9 protein-coding genes are annotated in these 11,690 nt (G+C 71.0%); 5 read left to right on the plus strand and 4 right to left on the minus strand.

Annotated elements, in window-relative coordinates; all coding sequences use genetic code 11:
- Positions 1 to 79: 79 nt before the first annotated feature.
- From ACFWM7_RS28100 to ACFWM7_RS28110, 3 genes are all read right to left on the minus strand, one after another.
- Positions 80 to 895 (minus strand): DsbA family protein, encoded by an 816-nt coding sequence (locus ACFWM7_RS28100; protein ID WP_383265568.1) that lies wholly within the window; start codon positions 893 to 895, stop codon positions 80 to 82.
- Positions 896 to 959: 64 nt separating this feature from the next.
- Positions 960 to 1,685, minus strand: coding sequence for a hypothetical protein (locus ACFWM7_RS28105; protein ID WP_383265571.1), 726 nt, complete (start codon positions 1,683 to 1,685; stop codon positions 960 to 962).
- An 85-nt stretch (positions 1,686 to 1,770) separates the two neighbouring features.
- On the minus strand, positions 1,771 to 3,108 hold the full coding sequence (locus tag ACFWM7_RS28110; protein ID WP_383265573.1) for a DUF2252 domain-containing protein: 1,338 nt from the start codon (positions 3,106 to 3,108) through the stop codon (positions 1,771 to 1,773).
- A gap of 202 nt (positions 3,109 to 3,310) precedes the next feature.
- On the opposite strand from ACFWM7_RS28110, the gene dnaE reads away from it, so the two are divergent.
- On the plus strand, positions 3,311 to 6,847 hold the full coding sequence (gene dnaE / locus ACFWM7_RS28115) for a DNA polymerase III subunit alpha (protein ID WP_383265576.1): 3,537 nt from the start codon (positions 3,311 to 3,313) through the stop codon (positions 6,845 to 6,847).
- 95 nt (positions 6,848 to 6,942) lie between these two features.
- Here the strand turns inward: dnaE and ACFWM7_RS28120 are convergent, their stop codons facing one another.
- Positions 6,943 to 7,122 carry a hypothetical protein gene (locus ACFWM7_RS28120; protein WP_018957500.1) on the minus strand — a complete coding sequence of 60 codons (180 nt, stop codon included), beginning with the start codon at positions 7,120 to 7,122 and terminating at the stop codon, positions 6,943 to 6,945.
- A 314-nt stretch (positions 7,123 to 7,436) separates the two neighbouring features.
- Here ACFWM7_RS28120 and ACFWM7_RS28125 point away from each other — a divergent pair, with 314 nt between their 5' ends.
- From ACFWM7_RS28125 to ACFWM7_RS28140, 4 genes are all read left to right on the plus strand, one after another.
- Positions 7,437 to 8,708, plus strand: coding sequence for an NYN domain-containing protein (locus tag ACFWM7_RS28125; protein WP_383265579.1), 1,272 nt, complete (start codon positions 7,437 to 7,439; stop codon positions 8,706 to 8,708).
- A gap of 117 nt (positions 8,709 to 8,825) precedes the next feature.
- Positions 8,826 to 9,809, plus strand: a complete 984-nt coding sequence (locus tag ACFWM7_RS28130; protein ID WP_383265588.1) for an ABC transporter ATP-binding protein — start codon at positions 8,826 to 8,828, stop codon at positions 9,807 to 9,809.
- Positions 9,810 to 9,855: 46 nt separating this feature from the next.
- A complete protein-coding gene (locus ACFWM7_RS28135; RefSeq protein ID WP_383265582.1) occupies positions 9,856 to 10,701 on the plus strand; it encodes an ABC transporter permease in 846 nt (281 codons plus the stop codon).
- A 117-nt stretch (positions 10,702 to 10,818) separates the two neighbouring features.
- Complete coding sequence (locus tag ACFWM7_RS28140; protein ID WP_383265585.1) at positions 10,819 to 11,550, plus strand: ABC transporter permease; 732 nt, start codon at positions 10,819 to 10,821, stop codon at positions 11,548 to 11,550.
- Positions 11,551 to 11,690: the final 140 nt, after the last annotated feature.

An 11,690-nucleotide genomic window follows, 5' to 3' on the forward strand; every position in this document is an offset into this window, starting at 1 on the left:
GGCGAACCGAGGAAGTTCGCCCGCCCGTCGGGAAACGGTCGTTGGCCGGTGGCCCACCGGCCCCCGGGGCGCGGAGGTGTTACGCCTTCAGCGCCTTGTCGACGGCCTTCGTGAACTCGTCGGCCGTCATGGGGGCGTTCTCGCTGCCCTCGCTGGTGATCTTCTTGTCGTCCATCTTCAGCGTCGGGGTGCCCTGCACACCGCTCTCGTCGAACGTCTTGGACATCTTGATCGCCCAGGCGTCGTACGTGCCGTCCTCGACGGCCTTCTGGAAGGCCTTGTTCCCCTTCAGCGCGTCGACCGAGTCCGCGACCTCGATCAGATAGCTGTCCTTGGCGAACTTGTCGTCGCTCTCCTCGGGGTGGAACTTCGCCGAGTACAGCGCGGCTTTGTACTCCAGGAACGCCTCGGGGCTCACGTCCAGCGCCGCACCGAGCGCGCTCAGGGCGTTCTTGGAGCCCTCGCCGTTGTCGGTGTTGTCGATGAAGGTCGCGCCGACGTACTTGACCTTGTACTTGCCGGCCTCGACGTCCTTCGAGATCGTCTCGCCGACACCCTGCTCGAACGTGGCGCAGACCGGGCAGCGCGAGTCCTCGTACAGCTCCAGGGTCTTCTTCGCGCCGGACTCGCCGACCACCACGGTGGTGCCGTCCTTGCCCGAGGTGTTCTTCGGCGCGGTGACGTTCTTCGCGTCCGCTGCCGCCTCCCAGGCGTCCGGCTTGTTCAGCTGCGCCACGCCGTAGGCGATGCCGCCGAACACGGCGAGGGCGGCGACGACCGAGCCTGCCACGACGAGCTGCTTGCGGGTCTTGTCCTTCTTGGCCTGGCGCTCGCGCTCGGCCCGCAGCCGCTCGCGGGCCGCTGCCTTGTTCGCCTGGGTGTTGCGCTTGCTCATGATCGTTCTCCGTGGGTACGTGTGTGGGGAGTGGGCCTGCCGTACAGCGCGCGTCGCCGTGCCCTCAGGCAGCGGCGTACAGCGCGGGCGGCGGGCCCCTGCGTCCCACGCAGTGCACGAGGAAGCGGGCGGTCAGCGGCGGGTGCGGACGCCCGGCGGGCCGGGAGCGGCGGGCCGCGGCCCGGACACCGGCGCGCACCACGGCGACCGCGGTCAGCAGCGGCCGGAACGCCAGCAGGGCCGCCGCGCGCAGCAGCCCCGCGAGGGCCGCCTCGCCGCGCCGCAGCCAGGCCGCGGCGAGCAGCCCGACCGCCACATGGGCGACGAGCAGCAGCCACGGCACCGCGGGCCCGGGCTGGGCGAGGAGCGCCGCCGCGCGGTCGCCCGCACCGGCCACATCGGCCAGCGGGGTGCCCACCGCGCCGACGCCCGCGATCCGGGCCCCGCCCGTGCCGACCTCGCCGCCGCACAGGACGTCGAAGCCCACCGCGCGCAGCGGGCCCGCGACCGGGCCGCCGGCCGCCCCGTAACAGAGATGCTGGCCCGTGGTGAAGAGCGTGTCGGCGGCCAGCTCCAGCGGGACCAGCAGACCCGCGATCGCCCCGAAGCCGCGCTCCCGGCCGGCCAGCGCGTACGCCACGGCGAAGACGGCGGCGGCCAGCAGCGCGACCGCGGTGAGCGGCAGCGGAACCCGGGAGAGCAGCACATGGGACGCCGTGGACAGGGTGACGACGAGCGCGGTGAAGACCGCCGCGCGCGCGACCCTGAGCTGCGTCCCTGAGATGTCCATCGCCGGAAAGTGTGTCATGCGCCGAGGTAAACGGGCCTTAAAAGAGGCTGAGAGTCCCCCTGCGGGGGCCCTGCGCCGCCGGCGCCTACACCGGGCCCCGCAGCCCCGGGATCTTCCCGTTGCGGAAGAGGTCCACGAAGATCTGGTGGTCCGCCCGGGCCCGCGCGCCGTAGCTGTGGGCGAAGTCGACCAGCAGCGGCGCGAAGCCCTCCTCATCGGCAGCGATGGCCGCGTCGATCGCCCGCTCCGTGGAGAACGGCACCAGCGAGTGGCCGCTCTCGTCGTCGGCGGCCGCGTGCATGGTGGCCGTCGCCCGGCCCAGATCCGCGACGACCGCCGCGATCTCGTCCACCTCGTCGATGTCGGACCAGTCCAGGTCGACCGCGTACGGCGACACCTCGGCGACCAGCTGGCCGGAGCCGTCCAGTTCGGTCCAGCCCAGCCACGGGTCGGCGTGCGCCTGGAGCGCGCGCTGCGAGATCACCGTGCGGTGCCCCTCGTGCTGGAAATACTCCCGCACGGCGGCGTCCGTGATGTGCCGGGAGACCGCCGGGGTCTGCGCCTGCTTGAGGTAGATCACCACATCGTTCTCCAGGGCGTCGCTGTTGCCCTCCAGGAGGATGTTGTACGAGGGGAGCCCGGCCGATCCGATGCCGATGCCCCGGCGGCCCACCACGTCCTTGACCCGGTAGGAGTCGGGGCGGGTCAGGCTCGACTCCGGCAGCGTCTCCAGATAGCCGTCGAACGCGGCCAGCACCTTGTAGCGCGTCGCGGCGTCCAGGTCGATCGACCCGCCGCCGTCCGCGAACCGGCGTTCGAAGTCCCGGATCACCGTCATCGAGTCCAGCAGCGAGAACCGGGTGCGCGAGCGGGCGGCGCGCAGCGCGCCCAGCAGCGGGCCGTCCGCGGTGTCCAGCGTGAACGGCGGCACCTCGTCGTTCTTCGCGCCCGTCGCCAGCGCGCGGATCCGCTCGCGGTAGGCGGCGGCGTAGATCCCGACCAGCTCGGTGATCTGCTCGTCGGCCAGCGCCTTCGCGTACCCGATGAGCGCGACGGAGGCGGCGAACCGCTTCAGGTCCCAGGTGAAGGGGCCCACGTACGCCTCGTCGAAGTCGTTGACGTTGAAGACGAGGCGGCCGTTGGCGTCCATGTAGGTGCCGAAGTTCTCCGCGTGCAGATCACCGTGGATCCACACCCGGCCGGTGCGCTCGTCCAGGAACGGGCCGCCGTGCCGCTCCCGCTCCAGATCCCCGTAGAACAGGCAGGCCGTGCCCCGGTAGAACGCGAAGGCCGAGCCCGCCATCTTGCGGAACTTGACCCGGAAGGCGGCCGGATCGGCGGCCAGCAACTCCCCGAAGGCGGTGTCGAAAACGGCGAGAATCTGCTCCCCGCGCTGCGCTGCGCCGGTCTGCGTTTCCGACATTTCTTGCTGCCTCCTGCGGTAGCTGGCGTATAGGACGAACCCGGGATCCACGTGACCGAGTGCATGACAAAACGGACACGTGTCCCGCCCTCTCCAACGCTCGGCGGAAGCCGGGAGTGCCCGTCGTTCGACTCCGTCACGTCGTAGACTTCCACGCTGTCCCCCCGTCCGTCATCGCCCGACTTCCCGGAGGCCCGACGCCGTGACCAAGCCGCCCTTCACGCACCTGCACGTTCACACCCAGTACTCGCTGCTGGACGGTGCGGCGCGGCTCAAGGACATGTTCGAGGCGGCCAACGAGATGGGCATGACGCACATCGCGATGACCGACCACGGCAACCTCCACGGGGCCTACGACTTCTTCCACTCGGCGAAGAAGGCGGACGTCACGCCGATCATCGGCATCGAGGCGTACGTCGCCCCGGAGTCGCGCAAGCACAAGCGCAAGGTGCAGTGGGGGCAGCCGCACCAGAAGCGCGACGACGTGTCCGGATCCGGTGGTTACACCCACAAGACGATCTGGGCGTCGAACAAGACGGGGCTGCACAACCTCTTCCGGCTCTCCTCCGACGCGTACGCCGAGGGCTGGCTCCAGAAGTGGCCCCGGATGGACAAGGAGACCATCTCCCAGTGGTCCGAGGGGCTCATCGCCTCCACCGGCTGCCCCTCGGGCGAGGTGCAGACCCGGCTGCGGCTCGGCCAGTTCGACGAGGCGGTCCAGGCGGCCTCCGACTACAAGGACATCTTCGGCGAGGGCAAGTACTTCCTGGAGCTGATGGACCACGGCATCGAGATCGAGCGCCGGGTCCGCGACGGGCTGCTGGAGATCGGCAGGAAGCTGAACATCCCGCCGCTGGTCACCAACGACTCCCACTACACGTACGCCCACGAGGCCACCGCCCACGACGCCCTGCTCTGCATCCAGACCGGCAAGAATCTCTCCGACCCCGACCGCTTCCGCTTCGACGGCACCGGCTACTACCTGAAGACGACGGACGAGATGTACGCCGTCGACTCCTCCGACGCCTGGCAGGAGGGGTGCGCCAACACCCTCCTGGTCGCCCAGCAGATCGACACCTCCGGCATGTTCGAGGCGAAGAACCTCATGCCGAAGTTCGAGATCCCGGACGGCTTCACGGAGATCACCTGGTTCCAGGAGGAGGTCCGGGTCGGCATGGCCCGCCGCTTCCCGAACGGTGTCCCCGACGACCGGCAGAAGCAGGTCGAGTACGAGATGGACATCATCATCCAGATGGGGTTCCCGGGGTACTTCCTGGTCGTCGCCGACTTCATCATGTGGGCCAAGAACAACGGCATCGCGGTCGGCCCCGGCCGTGGCTCGGCGGCCGGTTCGATCGTGGCGTACGCCATGGGCATCACCGACCTCGACCCGATCGAGCACGGGCTGATCTTCGAGCGGTTCCTCAACCCCGAGCGCGTCTCCATGCCCGACGTCGACATCGACTTCGACGAGCGTCGGCGCGTCGAGGTGATCCGGTACGTCACCGAGAAGTACGGCGCCGACAAGGTCGCCATGATCGGCACGTACGGCAAGATCAAGGCGAAGAACGCCATCAAGGACTCCGCCCGCGTGCTGGGCTACCCGTACGCGATGGGCGACCGGCTCACCAAGGCGATGCCCGCCGACGTCCTCGGCAAGGGCATCGACCTCAACGGCATCACCGACCCCAAGCACCCGCGCTACAGCGAGGCGGGCGAGATCCGGGGGATGTACGAGAACGAGCCGGACGTCAAGAAGGTCATCGACACGGCCAAGGGCGTCGAGGGCCTGGTCCGGCAGATGGGCGTGCACGCCGCCGGCGTCATCATGTCCAGCGAGCCGATCGTCGACCACGCGCCCGTCTGGGTCCGGCACACCGACGGCGTGACCATCACGCAGTGGGACTACCCGCAGTGCGAGTCGCTCGGCCTGCTGAAGATGGACTTCCTCGGCCTGCGCAACCTGACGATCATGGACGACGCCATCAAGATGGTGAAGTCCAACAAGGGCATCGACCTGGAGATGCTCTCCCTGCCGCTGGACGACCCCAAGACGTACGAACTGCTCTGCCGCGGTGACACGCTCGGCGTCTTCCAGTTCGACGGCGGGCCGATGCGCTCCCTGCTCCGCCAGATGCAGCCCGACAACTTCGAGGACATCTCCGCCGTCTCGGCCCTCTACCGGCCGGGCCCGATGGGCATGAACTCGCACACGAACTACGCGGAGCGCAAGAACGGCCGCCAGGAGATCACCCCGATCCACCCGGAGCTGGAGGAGCCCCTCAAGGAGGTCCTCGGCCTCACCTACGGCCTGATCGTCTACCAGGAGCAGGTCCAGAAGGCCGCCCAGATCGTCGCCGGGTACTCACTCGGCGAGGCCGACATCCTGCGCCGCGTGATGGGCAAGAAGAAGCCCGAGGAGCTGGCGAAGAACTTCGTCCTCTTCGAGAAGGGCGCCAAGGAGAAGGGGTTCTCCGACGCGGCGATCAAGGCGCTGTGGGACGTCCTGGTGCCGTTCGCCGGATACGCGTTCAACAAGGCGCACTCCTCGGCGTACGGCCTGGTCACCTACTGGACCGCCTACCTCAAGGCGAACTACCCCGCCGAGTACATGGCCGCCCTGCTGACCTCGGTCAAGGACGACAAGGACAAGTCCGCGGTCTACCTCAACGAGTGCCGCCGCATGCGCATCAAGGTGCTCCCGCCGAACGTCAACGAGTCGCTGTCCAACTTCGCCGCCCAGGGCGACGACGTGATCCTCTTCGGCCTGACCGCCATCCGCAACGTCGGCCAGAACGTCGTGGACTCGATCATCCGGTCCCGCAAGGCGAAGGGGAAGTACAGCTCCTTCCCCGACTTCCTCGACAAGGTCGAGGCGGTCGTCTGCAACAAGCGCACCGTCGAATCGCTGATCAAGGCCGGCGCGTTCGACGAGATGGGCCACACCCGCAAGGGCCTCGTCGCCCACCACGAGCCGATGATCGACAACGTGGTCCAGGTCAAGCGCAAGGAGGCCGAGGGACAGTTCGACCTCTTCGGCGGCGGCGAGGAGGAGAGCGGCGAGCCGGGCTTCGGCCTGGACGTGGAGTTCTCCGACGTCGAGTGGGAGAAGGCCTACCTGCTCGCCCAGGAGCGGGAGATGCTCGGCCTGTACGTCTCCGACCACCCGCTGTTCGGCCTGGAGCACGTGCTGTCCGACAAGGCCGACTCCTCGATCTCCCAGCTCATGGGCGGGGACTACGGGGACGGCGCCATCGTCACCGTCGGCGGCATCATCTCCGGCCTCCAGCGCAAGATGACCAAGCAGGGCAACGCCTGGGCCATCGCCACCGTGGAGGACCTGGCGGGCTCCATCGAGTGCATGTTCTTCCCCGCCACCTACCAGCTGGTCTCCACCCAGCTCGTCGAGGACACCGTCGTCTTCGTGAAGGGACGCCTCGACAAGCGCGAGGACGTGCCCCGGCTCGTCGCCATGGAGATGCAGGTCCCCGACATCTCCAACGCCGGCACCAACGCCCCGGTCGTCCTCACCATCCCCACCGTGAAGATCACCCCGCCGATGGTCACGCGGCTCGGCGAGGTGCTCAGCCACCACCGGGGCGACACCGAGGTACGGATCAGGCTCCAGGGCCCCAGCAAGACCACCGTCCTGCGGCTCGACCGGCACCGGGTCAAGGCCGACTCGGCGCTCTTCGGCGACCTCAAGGTGCTGCTCGGCCCGGCCTGCCTGGCCGGCTGAGTCCGGGCACGACACGACGAGAGGGGTGTCCCGCCGGTGCGGGACGCCCCTCTCGCTGTCTTCAACGCCTGTCACTACCGCGCGCGGCCGACGGGTCAGTTGTGGCCGAAGCGTCGCTGATGCTTGCGCGCCACGTCGGACGGGCTGCCCTGGGCCTGCGCCTGCGGCTGGTTCTGCGACTCGTACGCCGTCGACTTGGCCTGCTCCGCACTACGCTCCGACGCGGACGCGCGGTCGTGCTGGCTGCCCTGCTTGCGGTTCTTGTTCTTGGCCATGGTGAATGCCTCCTGTGGGGAATCCTGGGGGGCCAGGACCGCTGTCAGACTCACATAGCGCCGCAAACGCCGCATGTTGGATCATTACCGTGTGTAGTGGTTTCCGCGGTCGCCTCCGTCCCGCGGCCTCCGCGCGCCCCTTTCCACGTTCCTTCTCCCTTCCTTTTCCTCTTCCTTTCCGGATCCGCCACGCCGATGATCCAGTTCCGGCCGTTAACCCCTGCGCGGTCGGGCAGACTCGAAGGAAACCCTGGGTAAGCGGACCCGGTCATCGAGGAGCGGGCCGCTGAACCGTTCCCGAGTTCTGGAAGAGGGTGGAACGCGTGGACCGTTGCGTCGTCCTGGTGGACGCCGGCTACTTGCTGGGCGCAGCCGCGAGTCTGCTGGCCGGAGAGCCCGCCCGTTCCCGCATCACCGTCGACCACGCCGCCCTCATCCAGGGGCTGCGCGAGCGGGCCGAGGCCGACACCCAGCAGCCCCTGCTCCGCATCTACTGGTTCGACGGCGCCCCCGACCGGGTGCCCCAACCCGAGCACCGCAGGCTCCGCGTGATGCCGCGCGTGACCGTACGCCTCGGCGCCCTGACCCGCAGCGACGGACGCTGGGCGCAGAAGGGCGTCGACGCCGCCATGCACGCCGAACTCACCGAACTGGCCAGGAACCGGGCCTGCTCGGATGTGGTCCTGGTGACCGGCGACGGCGACCTGCTGCCCGGCCTGATGTCCGCCAAGGAACACGGGGTCGCCGTCCACCTCTGGGCCGTACAGGCCGCCGACGGCGACTACAACCAGTCCGAGGACCTCGTCGCCGAGGCCGACGAACGGCGGGTCCTCGACCGGGCCTGGATCACCAAGGCCGTACGCGCCAAGGACCTCGGCGGCGCCTGCGCCCCGCAGCCCGCCACCCGCCCCGAGATCGCCGCGATCCTCTCCGCACCGCTGCCCGAGGCCGCCCTCGCCGCCTCCGCCGAACGCGCCTCCGAGGCGGCGGCCCAGGCCGCCGCGGCCCGGGCCGGCTCAACGGAGGCTGCCGAGAGCGCCCCCGCCGCCTCCGGCTCCGGCACGCCCGCGGCGGGCCACAAAGGCGTGCCGACCCCCAAGGACCTGGCCGCCCTGCGCGCCCACGCCCCCCACCCGGACCGCCAGCACCCGGCCCAGCCCGCCAGCGCCACGCTGCGCTGGTCCTCCGACAAAGGGTGGGTGGAGCGCGGCGGCCCCCTCGGGGAGCCGGCGGAGACCGCGTCCCTGCCGACCCTCGCCCAGGTCACCAGCGCCGAACAACGCTGGGCGGACCGGGAGGAGGACATCACCACCGTCGGCGGCGACCCCTTCGAAGTGGGCCAGGTCTTCGCCCGCCGCTGGATGGAACGCCTCCCGGAAACCGTCCACCTGCAGAAACTCTCCACCATGTACCCGCGTATCCCGCACCGGATCGACGGCGAACTCCTGCGGTACGCGGCCCGCTTCGGGCTCCTCGCCCACAAGGACGACCAGATCGACGAGCACGACCGCTACGCGATCCGGGCCGGCTTCTGGCGGGAGATCGACGTGCGGGCCGCCGCCGAGCACGTACCGGCGGGGGAGTAGGCGCTCGCCCGGGGGAGCGACCCGGAGCGGCCCCGGACGCGGACCGGGGCCCGTGACCCCGTACCCTCATACCTCGTGAGCACGGGCACAGCACAGGCGCAGAGGGACACCGGCACTGTGTGCTCGGTGCGCGATCTGGTCAAGACCTACCCCGCGACCCGGGGCCGTCGCGGCGCCCCCGCGACGCCCGAGGTCCGCGCCACGGACGGCATCAGCCTGGACGTCGAGCGCGGCGAGATCTTCGGACTGCTCGGCCCCAACGGCGCCGGCAAGTCCACGCTGGTCCGCCAGCTCACCGGGCTGATGCGGCCCGACTCCGGCAGCGTCGAGGTGCTGGGCCACGACCTCGTACGCCACCCCGAGCGGGCCTCCCGGCTGATCGGCTACCTCGGGCAGGAGTCCACCGCCCTCGACGAACTGACCGTCTCGCTCGCCGCCGAGACCACCGGACGGCTGCGCGGCCTCCCCGTCCAGGAGGCCCGCGCCGAGCGCGACGCCGTCCTGGAGGAGCTGGGCCTCACCGCGATCGCCGGGCGGCCCCTGAAGAAGCTCTCCGGCGGTCAGCGCCGGCTCGCCTGCTTCGCCACCGCCCTCGTGGGCGAGCGGCACGTCCTGGTCCTCGACGAACCGACCACCGGCATGGACCCGGTCGCCCGCCGCGCCGTCTGGGCCGCCGTCGACCGCCGCCGGGCGGAGCGCGGGGCCACGGTCCTGCTGGTCACCCACAACGTGATCGAGGCCGAGACCGTCCTCGACCGGGTCGCCGTCCTCGAACGCGGCCGGGTCATCGCCTGCGACACCCCCGCCGGGCTCAAGGAACAGGTCGCCGGTGAGGTGCGCGTCGAGCTGGTGTGGCGCGAACGGGCCCCGCTGGACGTCCCCGAGGTGGCGGCGCTGCGACCGTCCGCCCAGGAGTCCGGTCGGCGCTGGGTGCTGCGTCTTGGGCCGGACGAGGCTCGGGCCGCGGTCGCCGCGGTGACGGGCGGCGCGGCCTTCGCCGCGCTCGACGATTTCACCCTGGCCACACCCAGCCTGGAAGATGTCTATCTCGCGCTCGGGGGAGACGCCGGCGACGCGACCGAGGGGCTGGTGAAGGCGTGAGCGGCAGGAGTGACGTGGCGGACGTGTCGAAGGGGGGCGGCCTCAGGTGACGAGCATCATTCCGGCCAGGACCGCGACGACGCGCGGCCTGCCCGCGCCCGCCGGTTCCTCCGGTGCGGGCCCCGCCCGTACCCTCACCGCCCCCCTCGCACCGCGCGCCCGGCTGCTGCCCTCGCTGGCGGCCGTCTACCGCGCCCAGCTCTCCCGGGCGCGCGTCGCCCGGATCCCGCTGCTCTTCGTGGCGACCTTCCAGTCCGTCGGGATCATGATCCTGATGCGGGGCGTCGTGGACGGCGGATCGGAGGCCCGCGCGGTGGTCGCGGGGTCCAGCGTCCTGGTCGTCGCGTTCGTCGCGCTCAACCTGCTCGCCCAGTATTTCGGGCAGCTGCGGGCGAGCGGCGGGCTCGACCACTACGCCACCCTGCCCGTGCCGCCCGCCGCGGTGGTGCTCGGGGCGGCCGCCGCGTACGCCTCGTTCACCGTGCCCGGCACGGTCTTCACCGCGATCACCGGAAGCGTGCTGTTCCAGCTGCCGATGACCCATCTGTGGGTCCTGGTCGCCGTCGTCCCGCTCTCCGGGGCCGCCCTGGCCGGTCTCGGAGCGGCCCTCGGGCTGCTCGCCCCGCGCCCGGAGCTGGCGACCCTGCTCGGCCAGCTCGGGATGTCCGCCGCCCTGCTGCTCGGGGTGCTGCCGGCCGAGCGGCTGCCGGAGCCGGTGAGCTGGGCGCGGGACCTGCTGCCCTCGACGTACGGGGTCGAGGCGCTGGCCCGGTCCTTCGACGCCCGCCCGGACTGGGGGATCATCGCCTTCTTCCTCGCGATCTGCGCGGCGGTGGGGGTTCTCTCGCTGGCCGCGGCGACGTGGGCGTACCGGCGGGCCGCCGTACGGTAGGGGTTCCTCCCGCTCCGTCCGGTCGGCCGCCCGGGGCCCGGGCCGTTTCGGCGGGGCCCGCGCGCGGTGCGGTGCCCGGTGAGCCCGGGTGCGGTATCCGGTGAGGCGCCTCACAGGGTGGCCTGGCACGATGGCACGGTGACCGCACCTCTGACGCCGCCTCACCAGCCCGGCCCCCACGATCCCTGGGAGGCCCCGCCCTCGGGCTCCCACCTCGCGCCCTCGTCGGACGACCCGGACACGGTCACGGAGCTCCGTCAGGCCGCCGTCGTCGCCGTCCTGGTCGCCCTCTCGGGCATCGCGCTCGGGCTGCTGTGGCTGTGGCTCGCGCCGCGCGTTCCGCTGGTCTCCGACGACACGGCCGTCTTCCTCAAGAACAGTGAGGGCGAGGAGGCGATCGGGGCGGACGGCACGTTCGTCCTGCTGGCCATCGGCTTCGGCGCGCTCTCGGCCGCCGCCGTCTTCTGGCGGCTGCGCCGCGGAGGCGTCCTCGTGGTCGTGGGTCTGGCGCTGGGCGCGCTGCTCGCCTCGCTGATCGCGTGGCGGGTCGGCGTCTGGCTGGGGCCGTCCTCCGACGTGGTGGGGCGGGCCCGGGAGGCCGGTCAGGGCGTGACGTTCGACGCCCCGCTGGAGCTGCACACGGTGTGGGTGCCGGTGTTGGCGTGGCCGTTCGCGGCGATGGGGGTCCATCTGTTGCTGACGGCGGCGTTCGGGCCGCGGGATGTGGAGCCGGACTGGTCGGGGTATTCGGGGTACTACGACGGGCCCGTGCAGGGGCCCCTGGCGGGGCCGGCCTCCGGGTCGTCGTCCGGGTCGTCGCCGTCTGCGGGTGGGGGCGGGCCGGCCTAGGGTCGCCTGCGGCGGGCCTGTTCCCCTACCCATCCCCAAGCTCTCAACTTCGTTCGAGCAGGGGAGACCCCACTCTTTCCGAAGCCGGGGCTCCGCCCCGGACCCCGCTCCTCAATCGCCGGAGGGGCTCCATACAGCCC

The organism is Streptomyces sp. NPDC058375 (genome assembly GCF_042723425.1).
GTDB lineage: Bacteria > Actinomycetota > Actinomycetes > Streptomycetales > Streptomycetaceae > Streptomyces > Streptomyces durocortorensis.

Excerpts from the sequence above, each read along its gene's own strand:
- ACFWM7_RS28100 (WP_383265568.1), bottom strand. The coding sequence starts at position 895 with ATGAGCAAGCGCAACACCCAGGCGAACAAGGCAGCGGCCCGCGAGCGG.
- ACFWM7_RS28105 (WP_383265571.1), bottom strand. The coding sequence starts at position 1,685 with ATGGACATCTCAGGGACGCAGCTCAGGGTCGCGCGCGCGGCGGTCTTC.
- ACFWM7_RS28110 (WP_383265573.1), bottom strand. The coding sequence starts at position 3,108 with ATGTCGGAAACGCAGACCGGCGCAGCGCAGCGCGGGGAGCAGATTCTC.
- ACFWM7_RS28120 (WP_018957500.1), bottom strand. The coding sequence starts at position 7,122 with ATGGCCAAGAACAAGAACCGCAAGCAGGGCAGCCAGCACGACCGCGCG.